Origin of the sequence: Paenibacillus sp. FSL L8-0435, from assembly GCF_037965655.1 — a bacterium.
Classification (GTDB): Bacteria; Bacillota; Bacilli; order Paenibacillales; family Paenibacillaceae; genus Paenibacillus.
Map to the genome: position 1 here is coordinate 4,046,596 of NZ_CP150185.1, position 21,865 is coordinate 4,068,460.

Annotated in this window: 22 protein-coding genes and 1 pseudogene; 2 read left to right on the top strand and 21 right to left on the bottom strand. The window is 38.2% G+C overall.

The annotated features are described in order from the left end of the window. Nucleotides 1-33: 33 nt before the first annotated feature. Complete coding sequence (gene lexA / locus NST33_RS17535; RefSeq protein WP_017688034.1) at nucleotides 34-660, top strand: transcriptional repressor LexA; 627 nt, start codon at nucleotides 34-36, stop codon at nucleotides 658-660. Between the two features lie 105 nt (nucleotides 661-765). On the opposite strand, the gene NST33_RS17540 is transcribed toward lexA, so the two are convergent. Next, nucleotides 766-2,067, bottom strand: a complete 1,302-nt coding sequence (locus NST33_RS17540) for an aldehyde dehydrogenase (protein WP_221821686.1) — start codon at nucleotides 2,065-2,067, stop codon at nucleotides 766-768. A 1,474-nt stretch (nucleotides 2,068-3,541) separates the two neighbouring features. Here NST33_RS17540 and NST33_RS17545 point away from each other — a divergent pair. Then, complete coding sequence (locus NST33_RS17545; protein WP_221821687.1) at nucleotides 3,542-4,009, top strand: hypothetical protein; 468 nt, start codon at nucleotides 3,542-3,544, stop codon at nucleotides 4,007-4,009. A 796-nt stretch (nucleotides 4,010-4,805) separates the two neighbouring features. Here the strand turns inward: NST33_RS17545 and glnA are convergent. The 20 genes and pseudogenes from glnA to NST33_RS17645 form a co-directional block, all read right to left on the bottom strand. Beyond that, nucleotides 4,806-6,134 carry a type I glutamate--ammonia ligase gene (glnA, locus tag NST33_RS17550; protein ID WP_076210082.1) on the bottom strand — a complete coding sequence of 443 codons (1,329 nt, stop codon included), beginning with the start codon at nucleotides 6,132-6,134 and terminating at the stop codon, nucleotides 4,806-4,808. Between the two features lie 129 nt (nucleotides 6,135-6,263). After that, complete coding sequence (locus tag NST33_RS17555; protein ID WP_017687924.1) at nucleotides 6,264-6,677, bottom strand: MerR family transcriptional regulator; 414 nt, start codon at nucleotides 6,675-6,677, stop codon at nucleotides 6,264-6,266. Nucleotides 6,678-6,759: 82 nt separating this feature from the next. Then, the gene (locus tag NST33_RS17560; RefSeq protein WP_221821691.1) at nucleotides 6,760-8,013 is read right to left on the bottom strand and encodes a methionine gamma-lyase family protein; all 1,254 of its coding nucleotides are present in this window, start codon (nucleotides 8,011-8,013) and stop codon (nucleotides 6,760-6,762) included. Between the two features lie 83 nt (nucleotides 8,014-8,096). Continuing rightward, entirely contained in the window at nucleotides 8,097-9,383 is a 1,287-nt protein-coding gene (gene hflX, locus NST33_RS17565) for a GTPase HflX (RefSeq protein ID WP_076210080.1), read from the bottom strand. A 119-nt stretch (nucleotides 9,384-9,502) separates the two neighbouring features. Further along, nucleotides 9,503-9,910: pseudogene (locus tag NST33_RS17570) on the bottom strand (AAA family ATPase); the annotation flags it as partial. Then, entirely contained in the window at nucleotides 9,894-11,558 is a 1,665-nt protein-coding gene (locus NST33_RS17575; RefSeq protein WP_339304210.1) for a recombinase family protein, read from the bottom strand. The gene NST33_RS17575 and the pseudogene NST33_RS17570, both read right to left, overlap by 17 nt. Before the next feature lie 46 nt (nucleotides 11,559-11,604). Next, the gene (locus tag NST33_RS17580) at nucleotides 11,605-11,778 is read right to left on the bottom strand and encodes a hypothetical protein (protein ID WP_339304212.1); all 174 of its coding nucleotides are present in this window, start codon (nucleotides 11,776-11,778) and stop codon (nucleotides 11,605-11,607) included. A gap of 144 nt (nucleotides 11,779-11,922) precedes the next feature. Next, nucleotides 11,923-12,495 carry a hypothetical protein gene (locus NST33_RS17585; RefSeq protein ID WP_339304214.1) on the bottom strand — a complete coding sequence of 191 codons (573 nt, stop codon included), beginning with the start codon at nucleotides 12,493-12,495 and terminating at the stop codon, nucleotides 11,923-11,925. A 25-nt stretch (nucleotides 12,496-12,520) separates the two neighbouring features. Beyond that, nucleotides 12,521-12,748, bottom strand: a complete 228-nt coding sequence (locus tag NST33_RS17590) for a hypothetical protein (protein ID WP_339304215.1) — start codon at nucleotides 12,746-12,748, stop codon at nucleotides 12,521-12,523. After that, the gene (locus NST33_RS17595) at nucleotides 12,720-12,854 is read right to left on the bottom strand and encodes a hypothetical protein (RefSeq protein ID WP_279630386.1); all 135 of its coding nucleotides are present in this window, start codon (nucleotides 12,852-12,854) and stop codon (nucleotides 12,720-12,722) included. Before NST33_RS17595 ends, NST33_RS17590 begins: the two co-directional genes overlap by 29 nt. Continuing rightward, nucleotides 12,855-15,998: a DNA polymerase III subunit alpha gene (dnaE, locus tag NST33_RS17600; RefSeq protein WP_339304218.1), complete on the bottom strand. Its 3,144-nt coding sequence runs from the start codon at nucleotides 15,996-15,998 to the stop codon at nucleotides 12,855-12,857. It lies immediately after the preceding gene. Between the two features lie 172 nt (nucleotides 15,999-16,170). Continuing rightward, complete coding sequence (locus NST33_RS17605) at nucleotides 16,171-17,148, bottom strand: AAA family ATPase (RefSeq protein ID WP_339304220.1); 978 nt, start codon at nucleotides 17,146-17,148, stop codon at nucleotides 16,171-16,173. Between the two features lie 100 nt (nucleotides 17,149-17,248). Beyond that, the gene (locus NST33_RS17610; RefSeq protein ID WP_339304222.1) at nucleotides 17,249-17,485 is read right to left on the bottom strand and encodes a hypothetical protein; all 237 of its coding nucleotides are present in this window, start codon (nucleotides 17,483-17,485) and stop codon (nucleotides 17,249-17,251) included. Nucleotides 17,486-17,517: 32 nt separating this feature from the next. Further along, a complete protein-coding gene (locus NST33_RS17615; RefSeq protein WP_339304224.1) occupies nucleotides 17,518-18,498 on the bottom strand; it encodes a ParM/StbA family protein in 981 nt (326 codons plus the stop codon). Between the two features lie 193 nt (nucleotides 18,499-18,691). Further along, on the bottom strand, nucleotides 18,692-18,958 hold the full coding sequence (locus tag NST33_RS17620; RefSeq protein ID WP_339304226.1) for a hypothetical protein: 267 nt from the start codon (nucleotides 18,956-18,958) through the stop codon (nucleotides 18,692-18,694). A gap of 408 nt (nucleotides 18,959-19,366) precedes the next feature. Further along, entirely contained in the window at nucleotides 19,367-19,924 is a 558-nt protein-coding gene (locus tag NST33_RS17625; RefSeq protein WP_339304228.1) for a metallophosphoesterase, read from the bottom strand. Further along, the gene (locus tag NST33_RS17630) at nucleotides 19,921-20,082 is read right to left on the bottom strand and encodes a hypothetical protein (RefSeq protein WP_339304230.1); all 162 of its coding nucleotides are present in this window, start codon (nucleotides 20,080-20,082) and stop codon (nucleotides 19,921-19,923) included. Before NST33_RS17630 ends, NST33_RS17625 begins: the two co-directional genes overlap by 4 nt. A 42-nt stretch (nucleotides 20,083-20,124) precedes the next feature. Beyond that, nucleotides 20,125-20,457 carry an aminoacyl-tRNA hydrolase gene (locus tag NST33_RS17635; protein ID WP_339304232.1) on the bottom strand — a complete coding sequence of 111 codons (333 nt, stop codon included), beginning with the start codon at nucleotides 20,455-20,457 and terminating at the stop codon, nucleotides 20,125-20,127. Beyond that, nucleotides 20,458-20,937 carry a hypothetical protein gene (locus NST33_RS17640; RefSeq protein ID WP_339304234.1) on the bottom strand — a complete coding sequence of 160 codons (480 nt, stop codon included), beginning with the start codon at nucleotides 20,935-20,937 and terminating at the stop codon, nucleotides 20,458-20,460. It lies immediately after the preceding gene. 284 nt (nucleotides 20,938-21,221) lie between these two features. Further along, nucleotides 21,222-21,860: a sigma-70 family RNA polymerase sigma factor gene (locus tag NST33_RS17645; RefSeq protein WP_339304236.1), complete on the bottom strand. Its 639-nt coding sequence runs from the start codon at nucleotides 21,858-21,860 to the stop codon at nucleotides 21,222-21,224. Nucleotides 21,861-21,865: the final 5 nt, after the last annotated feature.

Here is a 21,865-nt window from a genome sequence, read left to right on the forward strand (position 1 = left end):
TCCCAAACGTTACTAAAATGGGGTTGATACGGTATGTCGAAGATATCCAGCAGGCAGCAGGCTATTCTGGAGTTTATACGAAATGAAGTCCGGTTGAAGGGGTATCCTCCTTCCGTACGGGAAATTGGTGAAGCGGTTGGACTTGCTTCCAGCTCAACAGTACATGGACATTTGGATCGTTTGGAGAAAAAAGGTTTGATCCGACGCGACCCTACCAAGCCAAGAGCCATTGAGCTTTTGAGCCAGGAAGAATCTGAGCATTCTCATCAATTTGCTCATAGCGTTGCACGTATTCCTGTTGTTGGTAAGGTTACAGCCGGGGTTCCAATCACTGCAACCGAGAACATTGAAGACTACTTCCCTCTTCCTACACACTATGTAGGCGAACAGAAAGTGTTTATGCTTTCAGTAGTGGGAGATAGTATGGTGGAAGCTGGAATCGTTAATGGAGATTACGTTATTGTCCGTCAACAGCAAACTGCTGATAACGGTGATATCGTCGTTGCAATGACTGAAGACGATGAAGCTACAGTGAAAACGTTCTATAAAGAGAAAGATCATATTCGCCTTCAACCGGAGAATGCGACCTTCGAACCTTTACGTTTGAAACATGTTAGTATTCTGGGTAAAGTCATTGGCCTTTTCCGAGATATTCATTAATATTTAACTTGAGTAACAAAATTAGATGTAATGAAATACGAAAGAGGTTGCCCTGATCAACAGGACAACCTCTTTTTTTCATGTTTATGTTATTTTTGCGGCTAATTATTCACTGCGTTTCAGAACACTCTTGTGATGCGAGAACACATCAAAGCTCTGTTGTCCGTGATATGAGCCCATACCGCTCTCTCCTACACCACCAAACGGTAGATAATGTGAAGTCATATGAGAAAGTGTGTCATTAATACATCCCCCACCGAAGGATACTTGATTCAGAACCTGATCCTGCAGTTGCTCATCCTGTGTGAAAAGATATAGCGCCAATGGTTTTGGCCGGCGAACAATCTCATCCAGCATAGGATCAAGGTCACTGTACGTAAATACAGGAAGAATCGGACCGAAGATCTCTTCTTGCATGACAGCTGATTCCCAGTTCACATCGCCAAGTACAGTCGGCTCAATGAACAACTGCTCACGTACAGAACGTCCACCAATCAGCGTTTTGCCATCTGTGAGGAATTTCGACAACCGATCAAAGTTACGCGCGTTGACAATGTGCGGGAAATCAGCATTCTGTAACACATCATCCCCAAATTTATCTTTGATCTCAGCGCCAATCAGATTGATCAATTCATCATGAACTTGTTCATGTACAAGCAAGTAATCCGGAGCAACGCATGTTTGGCCTGCATTCAGGAACTTACCACGAACAATACGCTGGGCCACCAGCTTCAGATCTGCATCGCTATGGACAATAGCAGGACTCTTACCACCCAACTCAAGAGTTACAGGAGTCAAATGCTCCGCAGCTGCCTTCATAACAATGCGACCAACACCTGTGCTGCCTGTGAAGAAAATATAATCAAACTTCTCTTTCAACAATGCTGTGCTTGCCTCAACTTCACCTTCCATAACGGCAATATACTCCTCAGGGAAGATCTCCTTAATCAGATCATACGTCAGACGAGATACGGCTGGTGTTAATTCAGAAGGCTTGATAACTGCACAGTTACCGGCTGCAATTGCTCCAATCAGTGGACCAAAGGCCAGTTGGAAAGGATAGTTCCAAGGTGCAATAATAAGAGCCACTCCGTATGGTTCAGGGTAAATGGTGCTCACCCCATCCGGCATATTCGAATTGGTTGGAACTTGTTTTGGTGCAGCCCATTCCTGCAGGTGTTCTAATGCAAAATCCAGTTCACCCAAAACAATGCGAATCTCGGAACCGTAAGCTTCCGCCTCAGATTTGTTCAGATCCGCCCGAAGTGCATCTTGAATCCGTTGCTGATACTTTTCAATTCCTTTTCTAAGCTGTTGAAGCGCATTAATCCGATATTCGATATTTTTAGTTTGTCCTGTATAAAAAAATGTACGTTGTTCTGTCACAAGTTGTTTTGCCTGATCCATATCAACATCTCCAATTAATTATTTAAAATTTAATTGTTCAAAATTTAATTAAAGTATACCTCTTCTATATGAAACTTTCAACATACTAATGAAACATCCATTTGTATGTAATCGACGATGGTTGGAATTTTGAAAGAGTGATTGTAAGTATACTTTATATTTCGTGACTATCAGAATTTCTAAGGAAGCATTATTAAAATCTTTTGCCTCCGACAGTTTAATCCATTATAGAAAGAATTCTAATTTCAGTTTCTCTTCAATAGCTTAGTTGATAAATAATAATGGTATTGTTCTATTACTAACATGAATTGATACAATTCTTTAAATAAAGAGAGTTTTACGGTTTACCATTATCTTAATCGACGAACAAACGTGTTTTGTTATATAAATGTAAGCCTTGGTTACAGATAAACACAGGAATGTTACGTGAGATGATGAAGAAGAATTCAGGGGACATTTGTGGCCAATTTGCTTTCAGATGATTTATCCGTTCCCGGCCACAATTTTTACAGCAGCAGATTATAATCCAACAACTACTCCTAAGAGCATTCTTTGAAGAAAGTGTTAAATAATATCAAATCAACCGCACTACTTCTATTATATGAGTCATCTAGTATCTCACTGATCCGATACATTTCATGCTGATCCAAATCTGTTAGAGTGGATATATTCTTAATAGTTGGAGGAATTTTTGGGAGGTCGTTAGTAGATTTGTAGGGTGAGAAATACAAATCACAACGTTATATATGTTATAATTTACATATAATTATATGGTATTTTTAGTTTTATAATTCATTAATTTAGGAGGTATTTACATAAAAAAAGAAACTAGCCACCATTGGAGCGCTCACTGCTATTGTAGCAAGTATTGCTGTTCCAGCATCACTTGCCACTCCCTCATCTTCTGTTCAAGGTTCTGTAACTGCACAAAGTGTAACGATTCAGGCGACGCAAAAATATGTGAGATATTCAGATGCTAACAATAAGTATGAAGATGCGAAGTATGTTCCAAAGACATATACTTATGCTGATGGAGTTTGGTATGGAGTACTCAACCTAGCATCGACTACCTATTCAAACGGATTATATTACGGAAACTATGAAGGTTACGTAACGAAAATCGAGTAATTTTATCATCATAATAATATTTACGTATATTAAATACAATAATAAAAGAAGGCTTCTGAATTCAATCAGAAGCCTTCTTTTATTACAGGGACATCTATAATTTAACAATTAGATTTTTTTAAAAATAACTTGTTTCTATCAATTCAATAAACAAAACATTTTAAAATAATAATTGCAAACCCAACATTTTACAATATTATTATTTACAAACAACAATTACATATGGTATATTTATCCATGGTTGGCCAACCTAATTGCGAGAGTCTCTTCGATATTTTTAATTTCAAATAATAACTTAAAACAGAATCTTACTCTATTGGTTCTAGTATATTTGGGAGGTTTGAAAATGAAAAGATTAAGAAAATTCTCTATTTCTGTTATGGCAACTGCTTGTTTATTGGCATTCGGTTCAAGTTCTGCATTCGCTAAAACAGGTTGGGCTGATTCCTTTCAGACAGCAGAAGTGATGTATTCAAGTGTTAGCCAGTCTTCCGGATTTAGCGCAACACAGTATTTAGATAGCATGAGCGACAACGATTTTTATGTAGTCGACAATACAAACGGTTCATCCGAAATCACATATTCTGTTATAGCCACTCCACCAGCGAACTTCGACATTGTTATGGGTGTTATTAAAATGAATGCAAGCGGTGCAATCTTATCCATTCAAATGGATAACTGGAATGGACGGGGATACCCAGAGGCAATTAGTTGGAATGCTAAACCTGGTGAGAAGGTTTACTTCAGAATCATGGATAACGGCATTAACAACTACAACGAACCTTATACAATTCAATTCACAAAAACCAGCTAGATAATATTGTCGTAGATGTTCAAATGGGTCCCCCGCAAAATTTGCAGGAGGGCCTTTTTTTATTTGGAGTACTTTGAAGGTATGGTTCATAGACTACCCGTGGCTCCATGCCAGTGTTTTTTCTGTAAGCATCTAGCAAACAACTCTATCAATTTGCTAATAGAGTCCTGTTTTTTCTTCTTTGTACTACTTTACCAATCTCCTCCTCCGGAGCTTTCACAAATGATTAGCTATCTTCCACTGAAATAAAAAGAAGAATTATACAATGACACCAAGACAGAAAAATCAGGAAGAAAAATAAAAATTACTACACATCTAGTAAATGACATCACATTTCACAGAGAGTGGCAGGAACATAACAAAGGGATACTTGGGGATAGATACCACCATGACCTTGATCTGGTTCTATGTAGGGAAGATGGAAACTTCTTGCCCAATTCATTATTCAATGCCTTCTCCCGCATCTTACAACGTTGTGATCTCCCATCACGCCCCTTTCACTCTCTCCGACATACCTGCGCGGTTCTTTTTCCTGAGTCCGGGGCAGATATGAAATTCGTTCAAGAACAATTAAGTCACGGAAGTATTCAGATCACATCAGATGTATATGCCCACATCTCTGGCAAGATCCAGAAAAAGCAATATAGATAGATTTGAGAAATTCACTGAAGAAATTTTCGATTAGAAAAATATTTTGTGGGCATTTTGTGGGCATTTTGATTTTTCTTTAAATATATAGGTACTTGCCCACAAAAAGAAAAACCCCTCAGCGCTAGAGCGCCAAGGGATTGAGCTATTAGTACAACGTAATATATTGATCGCGTTCCCATTGGTGGACTTGTGTTCTATACATATCCCACTCAATTTCTTTCAGCTCATAGAAGTGAGCCAAGGCGTGGTCGCCGAGAGCGTCACAGATGACTTCGCTGCGGATCAATTCATTCAATGCTTCTTTCAGGTCAGCTGGCAAGCTTGGAATACCTTCTTCCACACGCTCTTCTTCTGACATGATGTAGATGTTACGGTCAATTGGAGCTGGTAAGGAAAGCTCACGTTTGATTCCGTCCAGACCTGCTTTCAACAGAACAGACAAAGCCAGGTAAGGGTTAGCAGCCGGATCCGGGTTACGAACCTCAACACGTGTACTCAGACCACGGGAAGCTGGAATACGAATCATTGGGCTACGGTTACTAGCAGACCATGCTACATAACAAGGTGCTTCATAACCTGGTACAAGACGTTTGTATGAGTTCACAGTTGGGTTAGTAATTGCTGCAAACGCACGTGCGTGCTTCAGAGTTCCAGCCATGAAGTGACGAGCAGTTTTGCTCAGACCCAACTCGTCCGACTCATCAACAAATGCGTTCTCATTGCCTTTAAACAAGGATTGGTTACAGTGCATACCGGATCCGTTCATACCAAACAGCGGTTTCGGCATGAATGTCGCATGTAAACCATGCTGACGTGCAATCGTTTTAACAACGAGTTTGAACGTTTGGATCTGGTCAGCCGCTTTCAGAGCATCAGCATATTTGAAGTCGATCTCATGCTGACCTGGAGCTACCTCATGGTGGGAAGCTTCGATCTCAAAGCCCATTTCTTCAAGTGTGATAACGATGTCACGACGACAGTTTTCACCAAGATCCGTAGGCGCAAGGTCGAAATAACCACCTTGGTCATTCAGTTCGTTAGTTGGGTTTCCTTTTTCGTCTGTTTTGAACAAGAAGAACTCGGGTTCAGGACCAACGTTAAAGGAAGTGAATCCCATATCTTGGGCTTCCTTCAGGTTTCGTTTCAAGATGCCACGTGGATCTCCTGGGAACGGATTACCATCCGGAAGATATACGTCGCAAATCAGACGTGCAACACGGTTCTCTGCAACCCATGGGAAAATAAGCCAAGAATCTAGATCTGGATAGAGGTACATGTCAGACTCTTCAATACGTACATAACCTTCAATGGAAGATCCATCAAACATCATTTTGTTATCCAGAGCTTTAGTCAACTGACTCACAGGAATCTCAACGTTTTTGATAGCTCCAAGCAAATCAGTAAATTGCAATCGAATGAATCGTACGTTTTCTTCTTTCGAAATGCGGAGAATGTCTTCTTTTGTATAACTCACTATAACCTCTCCCTTTCTTATCTGCGTATTTGGCTTGCCTGTTATATTTGTACATTAGAAAGTTCCACGGGTCAAGGAGTCTCACACCAAAAGTGCATGTTTTCCCCTCACTCGCCAAGTTATGCGAATTTAGTTTTTATTAAAGAATCGGGAAAGCTCTCCCTGAATGAGAGATACTTGTCCTGGTCTCTTACCTGATACAAGCTGTTGCTTCAGCAAGCGGTGCAACTGCGTATCGGACAGCTCTCTGCGTTTAACTTCAGTATCCGGCGTGATAACTGTAGCTTCCTCGGATTCTTTTGAAACAGGATTCATCACTTGTTTGATCCCCGCGATGTTAACTCCTTTTTCAATCAAAGCCTTGATCTCTAGCAATCTCTCTACGTCATTAAAAGAGAATAACCGTTGATTACCTGACGTTCTCGCAGGAACGATCAAGCTATGCTGCTCATAGTAACGAATCTGACGTGCAGACAGATCCGTAAGTTTCATTACAATACCAATCGGGAATAAGGCCATATTTCTGCGAATTTCATCACCCATGTTCATCAACCTTCCAGTCATCTATTCTTCACCCTATTGTACATTTAGTTATTACCAAGTGTCAATGACGTGTTAGATAAACTCACAATAATTTACGATCTTTCATAGTCTGTAACGCCATCAAAACGCCATATTTGACATGAGAGTACGTTAATCCGCCTTGCATATACCCGATATACGGCTCCCGAATAGGCGCGTCGGCTGATAATTCCAGACTTCCACCCTGAATGAACGTACCTGCCGCCATAATGACAGGATGCTCATAACCAGGCATATCCCACGGTTCAGGGACCACATGACTATCCACAGCTGCTGCACGCTGAATCCCCTGCACGAAGGCGATCAGATGCTCGGCAGAGCTAAACTGAACAGCCTGGATCAGATCTGTGCGAGCTTCATTCCAAGCAGGTTTGGTTACAAATCCGGATTCAGCAAACATCGCAGCAGCAAACGTACTTCCTTTGATAGCTTGTCCTACAATTGTCGGAGCCATGTAAAGTCCTTGGTAGATGCCACGTGTTGTCCCCAGCATTGCTCCCACCTCACCCCCAATTCCCGGGGCTGTCAGACGATAAGCTGCCAGCTGTACGTATTGTTCCTTCCCACATATGTATCCACCGGTTTCCGCAATACCTCCACCAGGATTCTTGATCAGTGACCCGGCCATCAGATCAACTCCGACTTCTGTCGGTTCATGTTCCTCTGTGAATTCACCGTAACAATTATCTACGAATACGATAACATCTTCCTTCAGCGCTTTAACACGCGTAACCATCTCAGCAATCTCAGCAACACAGAAGGAGGAGCGCCAGTCATAACCACGTGAACGTTGAATCCCAATGACTTTTGTAGCCGGTGTAATGTTTTTTTCAACTGCTGCCCAGTCCACTCCACCTTCATCAGTTAAGGCCGTCTCACGGTAACCGATACCAAAATCGCGTAATGAACCTGTGCCATCACCGGGTTTGCCAATAACTTTATGCAATGTGTCATAAGGCTTACCCGTGATGTACAATAATTCGTCCCCTGGGCGCAGCACTCCAAAAAGAGCTGTACTAATCGTATGTGTACCTGAAGCAAAATGAGGACGTACCAACGCGGCTTCCGCGCCGAAAACATCAGCATATACTTCATCAAGCACTTCACGCCCACGATCGTTATAGGCATAACCTGTTGAACCTGCAAAGTGAAAATCACTTACTTTTCGCTGTTGGAAAGCATTAATCACCTTCCATTGATTGTGATCTGTAATCCGATCAATCTGTTGCAGTTTTCCTTCAATCTGACGCTCCACTTGATGTTGAAGTTCAGATATTTCTGAATCAAAGCTTACCATCTTACTTCATTCCCCTTCATAGCACGAATCTGACGTTAAATATCTATTATGTGTCAACTTATCACATCAATATGTCATGAGTATTACAATTCGATGAAATCTTCAAGCATATGACCAAATTTCTCATATTCACCTTTTTGTAATTCCACTTCATAAATTACATCATTTTCTTCAAAGCTGGTATCTACTACATCACCAATTTTGTAGAGGACGGACGTAAGATCACCACGTTCTGCCGGAATCCGGAAGCGCTTCGTGTCACCTGTAAGCTCTGTCTGGATCAATTCACGGATTTTAAGCAAATCGTCTGCGTCTAATGCGCTTACTTTGATATGGTCTTTATCCAATGGAAGCATCTCAAGCTGCTCTGGTGTGCACGCATCTTTTTTGTTATACAGGACTAACTGCGGCTTGTCCCCTGAACCAAGTTCTTGCAAAATTGTATTAACCGTCCGCATCTGATCTTCACGCATAGCTGATGAGGCGTCTACAACATGCAGGATCAGGTCTGCTTCATTCACTTCCTCCAGCGTTGCACGGAACGCTGCAATCAGATCATGCGGTAGATTTTGAATAAATCCAACCGTGTCGGTAAGGACGATTTCTTTTCCACTTGGAAGTTCCATCGTACGTGATGTTGGATCCAGAGTAGCGAATAGCTGATCTTGAATATACACATCTGCAGCCGTCAACTGCTTGAGTAAGGTTGATTTGCCAGCATTGGTATAACCAACAAGGGCCACCTGAACAATACCTGTTTTTTTACGGCGTTCACGATGCAACTTGCGATGACGAGTCAATTCTTCCAGATGACGCTTCAGATCATCGATACGACCACGAATGTGACGGCGGTCTGTCTCCAGCTTGCTTTCACCTGGACCCCTTGTTCCGATTCCGCCACCAAGTCTGGACAGGTTCTTGCCATGACCCGACAAACGTGGCAGCAAGTAGCTATGTTGAGCCAATTCCACTTGAATGATACCTTCTCTAGTGTTGGCACGTTGTGCAAAGATGTCCAAAATTAATTGGGTACGGTCAATAATTTTGAGATCGAGGGTTTCTTCCAGATTCCGAACCTGTGCCCCTGACAATTCCTGATCAAAAATAGCTGTAGTTGCTCCGAGTTCCTCTGCAATCGCACGGAGCTCTTCCACCTTACCTTTACCAATGAACCATTTGGTATCACGTTTTTCCCTGTTCTGAGAAAGTACACTTAGCACTTCCACTCCAGCTGTCTCGGCAAGTTTCACCAGTTCCTCTAAAGAGTACTCAGGATTGATACCTGTACGTTTTACATCATCCGTAACAAGACTAACCAAGACGGCGCGATCTTTTTTGACCATATCTGTATCATGTGTGCCATTTGTCATGTATATGTTCACTCCTTCTAATTACTAATCCATTAGTATTCATTACCACGAATATGCCATGGCATGCCTTAAGCCGAACCGGTTGGCCCGGCCGGCTGGTGTAAAAACTATATTATCGCTTACTTTCGCTCAAAGTTCAAATCCTCTGTACGGATTGTCATCAGCTCCAGTTTTCCTGGACTGCCTTCCGAATATTGTTCCAACAAACGAACCGCCTGATGCCTGATCGAACGCTCAATGGCATTACGAACGTATCTGGCGTTACTGAACGCATGCAGCGAATCATTTTTTTCCTGAAGCAAATGCTGCTTTAGTTTGAGTATGGTCTGAGGCATTAAAATATAATCACGCTCTTTGGCCATAATCTCAGAGATTTGAATCAACTGATCAATACTGTAGTCTGGAAACTCCACTTGAATGGGAAAGCGGGAAGGTAATCCAGGGTTCGTCTGAAGAAAAAAATCAATCTCATCTGAATAACCAGCCAATATGAGGATAAATTGGTTTTTATTATCTTCCATTGATTTGGCTATTGATAGATTTATCATAATAATTACTAGAGTCTCTATCATTATTATCGGCATTTAAATTGAATCTATACACTATTTCTATCTTTTTTTCTTGATGCAAAACTACCTTTTCAATTAATAATCGTACAATGTTTCTCTTGTCCTCTATAGTTAGATCTTTATTTATAATGTGCTTGTATTTATTCAACATATCAATAGCAATTTTCGTGCTGTCGTCTTTATGTTGATTAATTTTTAAACTTTCCTCTATTGAGTATAGCTCTCTTTTCAACTCATCAATTTCAGTCTCTACTGGTTGAATTTTTTTCGTGAGATCATCCTTCGATTGGATAATCCCATCGGCATACAAATCGATATATCTAGCCTTGGATGCTTCTTTCTCTTTTATTGAACGGAGCAACTCGTCCTTCTTGCCGATGTTCTCCTTTATCTTTTCACTGTCAGACATCTTGTTGATCATTTTGAATATGAGTGCTTCTGGATTACCTATGATTTTTAATACTTCGTTCCATATCAAAGAGTCAATCATATCAACTCTCCAATTTGATCCCTTGCATGTGGTGTTGGGTAACCCAGTTTCAACACTATATGATTTTTTTGTCTTTCTTGTGCATGTGTAGTACTTTAATATGCCATTCTGCGTTTTAGTTACTACCCCTGAAGATACAGCAGCGCCACATCTACCACATCGTACAATACTTCTCAGCAGATAGTCTTCTGATGGTCTACCACTATTCTTAATATTTCCATCCAGTGTCTTTTGTAATCTCTCGAATGTAACCTCATCTATATATTGTGGGATATCAATCTTCTGCCATTCGTCTCTGGGCTTGGGCACTTGCTTCTTCTTACCATTTAACTGCACGACCTCTGTTTTACCATAATAGTATGTACCCATGTAAGATTCATTTCTTAAGATTCGACTAATTGTAGCTTGATACCAAGTGTCCCCTTTAGGAGCTGAATACCTTTTCTTTGCTAAGTATTCGGCAACCTCAGAACCAGTACGACCCTCTAATATCATATTAACCATTGTTAAATATCGTTCTTTCTCTACTGTGTTTTCAACGAGCGTATTCAATTCCTTATCATAAGTGTAACCGTATATTCTATTCATTCCCGGAATCTTGTTATTTGATACCATAGTTCTTCTGCCCCGTTTTGTGTTTGCAAGAATCTTGGCTTTGTTGTATTGAGCAATTGAACCTTGAATGTTGTAATTCAACATGGACTCTGCGTTCCCTTTTTGTAAGTCAAACTCAACAAAATGTAGATCGCAACCTAATTCCCAAATCCTATGTGTGATCTGTTGTTGTAAGTGGAGATGTCTACTCAATCTATCTGGATGCAAAAAGATAACTCTGTTCCCTAGACCTTTTTCTAGTAGAAATAATATGTAATTCAACATTGGACGGTTGGGATTATCTCCAGACTCTGCCTCTTCTCGTAGAACAATTATCTCATCTTCGTTGATATCGAACTTTGTTTTCGCTTCTTTTACGCATATATCAATCTGCGACTCTAGCGAATAGTTATCAATTTGAATATCAGATGATACACGAGTATAAACAATAGCCCTGATCTTACCGATCAAGGCTTCAATTTCACTTCTATTTAGCTTTTCCATGTCCTTTAATATAATCATTTTTAATCACCTTTATATATTATTTTTGTCTTTTTAATTATAGCACTTACTCATCAGTATTGCTATTCTCAAAGGGTAAATACTTGTTCATAACACCCTCTATCCAATAGGAAACTTTATCGTTCAATTCTTTTTCTGTGTAAAGGCTATTTTTATCTGAAGAGTGAGTTGATACTACGGTGTATTCTGCAATCCTTCTCTCAGTTAGACTAATATTCAAATTGTCTCCCCCTTTTCTTTTACATCATATGTATTAATAGCCTCAGTAATAAACTCTTTTAAATGATAATGCCATCTTGTACGTGGCTTATACCCTTTAATCTCAATTCCTATTTCTTCACAGATGGCTAGTGAAATACTACTTTTATTTATTTCTCATTTCTTTGAAGCTACTACAAACGTTATTTACTATCTCATCCTGAATAAATGCCTCTTTAGCAGCTTTCAGTATTGAGCAATTCCTTTTGTATCTGCTACATTCTTCGCATCTCTTAACAAAATCACCATACATCTGTTCGTCATCAAATATTCCTATGTATTCTACGGGAGTAAAAACTAATTCAACCCTAGGATTCTTTTTGTCATATAATATGCGCTGAGTCCTTGTTAAAATTCTACTGTCGTTATCATATGCTATCTTCTCTAGTGCATCGTTGTTGAGTTTGTAGATATTATTGTCATCCCTACCCTTGCGGTTAAAATAAATGATAGAATCCATGTACAAGTAGTGTGTTTTGGTGTACTCATAATCCCATTCTTGCTTGCTTACTTGGTCTGTAGCTGCCTCAATAATTTCTTTTTTAACTTTCTCACCTTCTTTACTAAGTATTCGTTTACCTGTAGGCACTCTAGATCTGGTTTTCGGATTCCATGTGTATTGGTTTATGTATAAGTCATTTATTGAAACTGGTAATGGTAGTCTCAGTTGCAATTTCATATCATGTTCAATAAGATTCAATTAATCATTCCTCTCCTGCAATTAATCTTTTAGCATGTACCGCTTTAATCAAACATTCATATGTATCGTGCACACATGCTCCAAATACATCTAAAACTTCTTCTCCCACAATAATATCTTCCTTGCAACCGTAACAGGTCGAATACTTCACCTCCTTTTCTTGTGGATCTGGATAACGGATATCATGATAATCGCTATTAAATCTATCCATTTGATTTCTCAATTTTCTCATTCAGCAATTGATTAAGAACTGTTCCTACAACTTCTGTGTATTCTTCATTGGTCAACTTACGTCCAATAATTTGCTCAATCTTTTCTTTGCTAAGTTTGTTCTCCATCTATGCATTCTCCTTATTCTTGTACTTGTTATAACCTGTGATCCAAACATCTGTCTGATCTGTGGCTCTGAAACCGCCATTTCCGTCTGGGACCTGTCTTGGTTTTTTCTTATGGCTCGTTATTTCAATTAAATCTCCTTTCTCAATTTTCAACGCTTTATCTTTGACGTTAAATGTTTTCTTGTCCATTTTAAAGACACGTTCATCGCCATTACGAAGATTGTATAAGGTAAGCTTGGGACTGTATTTAACATCTAAATCGGTAACTACACACCAACCCGATTCTATATCGGGAAATACAGCTTCGGAGTACCCTAGCATTTCTTTTTGGAACATCACTTCTTCGTTTGGCATAACTTTGGAGTAGTCATTTTCAGTGCGAATCCTATTTTCTTCATCAACTAGATCCGCTATCCTCTTAAGTTTAGTCTTCTCAACGTATGTTTTTTTATATTGAGATCTTCCACTTGAGAACTCTTTGTACAATGTCACCAATAAACTAATGTCACCAAATTCTCTAAAGAACCCAAGACGAGTCAATATATCAGTTTGACGACTGTTGACCGATGTTTTTTCGTTTAAATCCACTAGCAATTCAACAAATGATGCATATGTATTTTTACTTAAGGATAATAGTTCTTCTGCAATCTTTTCATTAAGGTATTTAATAGATTTTAAACCTTTGTAGATAGTATTATCGCCCTCACTAAATGAGTAATCAGCGTTAGACTTTCCAAATTTTATTGGTGACACCTCAATACCTCTTGTTTTAGCATAGTTAATTATTTGACCCGTCTTTTCTATGTTGTCATTATTTATATTCAACATCACAGTAAGAAAGGCTAGAGGGTAGTAGTGTCTTAGATATCCATTTCCATAACCGATGTGAGAGTAAGGATTTGAGTGGTTATCGGAGAATCCATAACGCTGTGCATCATCTATGACCTGCAAAAAAGGCTCTAAGACAGCAAGCGCATCTTCTTCGGTCTCTCCGTAATCCATATTCATTTTTTGCACAAAACGCTTCCTTATCTCTGGCAGAAACTTCTCTGTTCCTTCTTTTTTACTCAATCCCCTTCGAACACTATCGCTTTCTGCCATTGTAAACTCGCAGAACTCTACTAGAAAGTTCATGATTTGTTCTTGATATACTAAGTATCCAATAGTACTCTTCAGAAAATTATTCAATGCTTCATGACCGTGATCTTTGAATATGCCATTTGCCAAAGCTTGTCTGTATGAGTCACCTGATGGTCTAATTGCTCCATTGCCAATTGAGAATAGCTCAATATAACTAAACATATCATTTTGTTCTTCTATCTTATGTATTGTTTCTTCGCTTAGTAGATCTTTTAGATATGCTTGGGCAGAATTACTTTCCCATTGGAATATTCCCAAACCAGACTCTCGTATGGAATTCCAGACATCTTTATCATCAACATCCATATTGTCCGGTGTAAGCCGTTCAATTCCAGCTAGCTTACATGTCTCATTGATAATTTCATTGTTGTCCAAACCCAAAATATCCAACTTTACATAATTGAGTCCATCGAGTTCTTTCATATTGATCTGACTTACTGGATACTTACTTTCTTTTGTATAACAAAGACCAATGTTATCTTCGAGACTTACTGGAGAAACTATGTAGCCAGAAGGATGAGATCCTATGCTTACTATAACTCCTTGCACCAATTCAACATATTTGAATAATTCGGGATACATATCGAGATACTTCGGATCTACTCTATCGACCTTCTTATCGTCTTTGAATACTGATTTAGCAATGGCGTCTACTATCGCAAGATCCATACCTAGAGCCCTTCCAACTTCTCTAATTGCTCCTTTTAGTGCCACAGTGTTAAAGGTGATAATCTCTGAGAAATGAATACCGGGAATTGTTGCTACGTAATCAATAACATCTTGCCTTTTAGATGGAGGCCAGTCCAAGTCAATATCGGCAAGCGAGATACGCTCTGGATTCAAGAACCGGAAAAAGTTCAGCTTATGTTTGATACTATCCATCTCAGTAATTTTCAATAAATACGCAATCAAGCTTCCGTTAACTGATCCACGACCATATCCTTGATAAATATCATTACTATGCGCCCAATCAACTACATCTTTCTGTAGGAGCATATAGTCAATTGCTCCAACCTTTTTATATGTATCAAACTCTTCTCTAATCCGTTTAAAATATGTATCTTTTTTTACTTTGTCAAACTTATTAATTCCTCGTTCGATTACACCGACATTTATCTTTTCTTTAAACACTTTTTCTGAGTCGTCGTGCAGCTTAGGATACTTTGGCGACGAATCAATCTTAAATTCTTCGATCATATCAGCCATAACGTTTGTATTATGTATAGCTTCAAGATAAACATTTCTAGGTAAAGCCGATTGCTCCTCAAACATTTTGACAACTTCAGGATATGTTTTAAAGGTTAGATCGAATGCATCTTCATCTCCATATGTCGCACCCTTAGCCTTCATTAGAATCTTACGTGCATCAGCATGAGATCTGTTTAAGGCGTGAGTGTCTGTTCCTGCAATAAGCGGTATACCTGTTTCAATTGATAAACTGTGTAGATGCTGGTTGAATAGCTTTTGCTCTGGGTGAGTGTGATATTGAATCTCAAAAAACATTCTATGCTTATTGCTAACAAAGAAATCCATAAATTTGTTCATCATCTGCTTGTTGTCATTTTTAATAGCTCTCCATAACGGAGATGCTAGACAAGCAGATGTCATGATAATATTATCCGAAGTATTGAACAGTTCTTCAAAAGTAATCCTTGGATTATAATAATAATGTCCGTCATCTTTATTGTTCGAGAGTGAAGTCAGTTTGTTTAATTCCTGCGCTCCCTCAAGATTCTTTGCAATAAGCATGTAATGATAATTGTCGCGAACCAAACCACTTTCTTTGTCATTGTGCTCAGTGAGGTATACCTCATTCGCATGAATGTACTTCATACCTTTCTCTTCGATAGACTGCTTCTTCTTGACCCAATTAAAAACATTACCGTGTTCAGAGAAACATATTGTTTGCATGTTAGCTTTTTCTGCTTCATCGATGTATTGTTGATATTTAGTCACAGAGTCTATAGCCATTGACGTTGATGGATTGCTAGTATCTGAATGCAAATGATAAATTACATAGTTATCCGTATGATCATCTCCTTACTTGAACACTTTTGTAAAATTTGTTTCATGTATTATATTTGTCTATTTGTGTTACATTATAATCACCTCCTCAAATCCTCCTATAAAGAGTCAATTATTCTTAATCTCATACTCTCTATAGGAGAACATTCTTCTATAAATTATAGACACCTTCAACCTTCTTTGCTTCGGTTAGCTGAGATTCAATATCTCGTGCAGTAATCTCCATTAAGTTTTGACGCGACATCTTCTCACGCCTCTTCATTAATCGAACCGCCTGATGTCTGATTGCCTTCTCGATAACATTTCTCACATATCTGGCATTGCTAAAGTGAATCCTCAAGTCTTTTTCATCTTGTATGATCTGTTTAAGTTTCGCTCCTGCTTCGCTTGTAAAGCTATAATCTTTCTCTGAAGACATCTTTAAGGCTATAAGCATTAGCTCATCCGTTGAGTAATCATCAAAGTTTATCTGAATAGGAAATCTTGAGGGCAATCCGGTATTAATCTGAAGGAAATCATCCATCTCGATAGGATATCCAGCCAATATGATAATTAGATCGTCACTCTTATCTTCCATAACTTTTACAAGTGTATCTATAGCCTCTTTACCAAAGTCTTTTTCTCCTCCACGAGCAAGACTATACGCTTCATCAATGAAAAGTATCCCACCCATAGCTTTTTTTACAAGGTCACGAGTCTTCAAGGCTGTATGACCAATGTACTCCCCCACTAAATCAGCACGTTCAACTTCGATCAGATGTCCTTTGCTTAGTATACCCATCTTATTAAGCATTTTGGATATTATTCTTGCTACTGTAGTTTTGCCTGTGCCGGGATTACCTTTAAATATCATGTGGTAAACTTGCTTACTGTTCTTCAATCCCTCTTCGCTACGGTACTTGTTGATTTGGATTAATGAATAAATCTCATATATCAGATCCTTGACCTTATCAAGCCCAATCATTTCTTCCATCTCATTAAAAATGTCTGCTGCGGATTCATTATTGTGATTACTTGTTAATGATATGTCCTCATTTTGCTCTAACGGCGCTCTGAGCCCACCATCAGCGTTGAATATAATATTGATCCTTGAATCATTAACAGTAATTTTCCTTAAACTTTCGTCCACAGTCATCACCTCGTTAAGACAGTATATGCTCCTGTGTTGGTGCAAAATGCTTATCTGACTTTATTGATTATAATCTATGTATAGTAGGCCGAAGCCTACATTAAGAAGTAAGAAAGTTATTCAATTTTGCATCCAAGTCATCATTTTCTTCGAATTCAATCACATCTGCTTCTTTAATGATCGCATCCTCTTGAATATCCGTACTAGTGTACGAAGCCTCTTTGAATACTTGAATACCCTTAATCATTGGTTCTCGACCCGTATGACCGAACAAGAACTGTCTCAGCGCTTCTCTTACTATGTCGGCTTCGTCGTAATATACTGGTAGCTTGGACATTGCAGATCGTATATCGTCGTCTTTTATTGGTCTTAGGCGCGCAATAACGTGTTGCTTCCCCACAATCGCACACCTACCTTCTCATTACCTTCAACTTGATCAAGCTGTCCGTAAAGTGACTTATTATTAAGTCGAAGGTATTCAAATATGTAACGAGCTGCCCCTCCACCGATCATATACATGTCAAAATTGATGTTTAAACCTTCGATTTCATTTTGTATCTGTATTGCTAGTGCTTTAAACGCTTTTGATACCAGATGACGTATATCGTGTCCTTCATATGTACCACTCAAAACATACTTATCTAATTCATATATTGCTGGGGCTGTCCCAACCAAATCTTGCAGATACTTTCTAAGCAGTTTATAGGCTTTTTCTACTCCCAAGAACAAACTTGTGGATTCCTTCATTATCTCTAAACCATCTAATCCAAGTAGGTTTAAAGTGTAGAATCCTAAATCCACTACTAGTATCTTCTTCTTTGCATCTGTTTTGTTCTGGATCTTGCCAGACTTATTTAATAGATGATTCATTGCAATGCCATAACCCTGTGGAACTATTTTGTATTTATCAATGTTGAGTTTAACTTTGCTAAAATTGCCGCGACCCTTTTTTATCTCATATGGATCTGATTCGGCTAGTCTATTAATCATATCTTCCATCTCAGACATCTGCTTGAAATAAAAGAGAATCGGAAGACCTGTAACAAGATTGAATTTTTTACTTCCATTGAGATATCCTAACCCAGTTTTGAGGATAACCTCCGATGTCATTGCTTCGCTCTTCCGTTTATTTAGAGTGAAGTATTTGATCTCGCTTTGTCTCAGAGCTAAATCACCAACGAACATGGTATCTTCAAAGAAAAAATCATTGGGTTTTATGTTTGTATCAAACATGGGCTGCGATTCACCTGCGATAGATGGTTGAATAAACAGTTTATTATTCTTTTTTCCTTTGGCCCAACTAAATCCTAGATCGAACACGCTTATATCCTCGGTCAAAATTGACGACATGGTACAACCTCCCATTCAATTCGACTACATCGCATTAGACTTGTATGTAATAGTCTCGTTTCTCCTACAATGTAATACAAAACTTATAGATTGATTGTACCATGTGCAATTAGTTATGTACAGTATTATCTTTGTGTTTTAAATATCTGTTATACATTTGTCTCGACTATGATCCTGTAAAATTGATGTTTCATCAAGAATTTGCCTTCATAAAAGCCTTTTGTTTCAAGGATAATTCATTTAGCCATTCTTCGTTATCACACTTTTCACTTCTGGTATCCAACGCAAGGTCAATTAAATGTGATATTTGATCTTTATTTAATTCAACCTCGTCAATATCTACATCACAATAAAAATTAACTATTTCATGGTATCTATTTACATCGATTATACTGTTAAGTTTATTTTCTATGTATATTTCCAAATTAACTTTAGCTTCAGGATATTCCTTTTTAATCATCCTGACTGCTTCTTGGTATGTAATTTTCCTTTTGATGTCGCCTTCAAACTGAAAATACAGAATGCGATTGTTGAAGTGTAATTTTCTCTCCACATAATTTATAGTATGCATAATTTAAGTCGAACACATATTTTAAGATTAATTGCTTATGATTAAATGCAGGATAGTATACTCGTAGCTGTTTCTCGAAAAGCTTAAATAGATCTTTATCATTCAGTTTTATCATATGTATTTACCTTTCTATTAATATGGATCACTCTCAGTCTGGTAGTACTCTAAACCGTAATTCATTTGCCACTCGATCAGTTTTACTATGTATTTGTCGTATTTCACTTTTTCGATCAAACCCTTTTCTAATCTACTGTTCAATGCTTTAGTATAATTTTGAATCTGAATAACATAACACCCCTATTCTCTATTTGAACGTAATTCTAGAACTTGCTCTTTCCTAATCTTTAGCTCTTCCAAAATTAACTCTTCAGGTACAAGATTGCCGAATCCCACAGAGCCCTTTGTAAATGGACTATCAATACCTACATTGATCTGATTAATATGATTTGATGGCCTACTATGAATATGTCCGTGAATGGAGTATGCATTTGGAGTCAGCCCAATCTCAATCGGATAATGGAGCAGGAATAGATGCTGCTTATCAATTTTTCTAACAATCATATTTTCAACTTCTTCGAAATGATGTGTCATTTTCTTTACAGCATTAGTATTGTCATGATTGCCGACTGTTAGATGGATTTTCCCTTTGAGTCTTGGTACGATATTTTCCCATTTAGTGATACCACCAAATACTAAGTCGCCAAGATGATAAACTGTGTCGTTGCTGTTCACTGTGTTATTCCATAGTTCAATTAAAAATTCATCCATCTCTTCAACTGAGTTGAAAGGTCTGTTCTCATGTTGAAGAATGTTTTTATGTGAATAGTGACTGTCTGAGGTGTACCAAGTTGTCATTTAGTATCTCCTCTTTTAAAATCCATATTTTCTTCTACTTTCTCCATAAAGAACAAGCATAAGTATTCATTCTCAAAGAATTGTGGGATTGATTTGGGCCTTACCCATTCAATTTCATTTCCCCTCTTTACTACAGAAGCTCTTTCATTCTGTTTCATGTGAGTTTGTCCTTTCTCTATCAAGTGCATCTTTTATTTAAATTACAATAATTGAAATCTTTTCAGCTTTTTCTTCATTTCTGATTTATGACATGGAGTAAATCCCACGCATGTTAGAGAGTCTTTAGGAATTTCTGTTCTCCCATTATCCCTGATGTAATAGGCTCCATCTTCAATCAACTTCAACAATTCTTTCTCTTTTCCTCGCAATATAATCTTTGGCTGGTCAGTCTCATGCCACTCGTTCCACAATTCGGTTCCATTCTCGTTTAGTGTTATATTGGTGGCGACATGCGCTACTTGAGCAGCGATCTTTCCTGCCGACATATCTAAATCCTTATTTACAATAAAATACTGCACCAGCTCATCTCTCATTCAAACAATCCCTTTCAATTGTTCAATTACATCACACATATACCAATACAATTCACTAATCTCCTCGGACTTGTACCCATCGAGGAAAATCCAAAAGTATTCGTTTTCGTATGAGACGTTAATGGCTCTAGTACTATAAATTTTATTCCATCCAAGATGCTTTCCTTTTAATCCAACATTTTGTTCTATGTATTCTTTAAATGCCTCATTAAACTGTTCATAACATTCAATGGCCTGACTCATATTCTCAAAACCCATATACCCTTCAACTCCAATATGGAATTGATCTTTCTCTGAGTACCAAACCTTGTCTTTCCAGACACTAAAATCTTCGTCTTGCCAACTGAAGACTTCCTCCGCCTGTCCCTTTGCTAATGCTTCATCAAACTTGCCCTGCCTATAAGCATTATCGTAGTACGCTTGTCTAATGGATTCCATCTCTTCTGAATAAAAGAGTTCTTTAAGTTGCTGATCATTCATACTAAATCACTCCCAAAGTATTCTCTTATCGCAGTGTCAATTTTATTCTCCGTTGATCGTCCGTAATTTGTGTTAAATACAGTTTGGTAAATTAGAGGGCATATCTTCTTTTTGATTTTTACATTATGACTATGAAATAACCCTACTCTTTCAATCCATTCGGATTGATTTTTGTGGATAATTTTATAAGCCTGATTATCACGTATATAATATTTAACCGTCTTGTGTGTACTCATTGTCACTCTCTTTTCTATGTAAAATATAAGTTTCATTCAAACTATGTTTTATGCAAATACTGGAGCTAACTTCTTCAAAACATTTTTATACTGAAAATGAGTTGTTTGTCTTGTCTGATTGATCTCTTTGCCAATATCAGATATACCCATACCATCGAAGAAGTATTTTTGAGCAACTACACGTTCTTTTTCGTTAAGTTTTGTATCCATAAGTCCAATAAGCTGATCATTAAATTCATCTTCTTCGATCTGGCTAAACCTTGAAAATTCTTCGTTTGATAAAATATCGGCAATTGTCTTATCACTTCCATCACCGGATTTTCCTATAGGCGTTTCAATGCTTACTGCTTGAAATGAACCGCGACACTTCATGTGTTTATAACGCTCTGCCTTCACAAACTCCATCCATACAACTCGACCAGCATACGAGACAAACTTAATCTTCTTTGTTGAATCATATGTATCAAAAGCAACAATCAAACCGTACAACCCCAAACTTACCAGATCATCCAAATCATCTTTGTACCCAGTCTTCTTCCACTTGTTTGCTAGTTTTACTGCGATCCGAATATTATTGTTGATTACCTTGTCTTTCAGTTCTTTATTACCAGTTTCTTTTGCTGCCTCAATCATTGCTTCATTGTCAAAATTCGGATCATATTGTTGCAGCATCATATCAAAATTCATTTTCT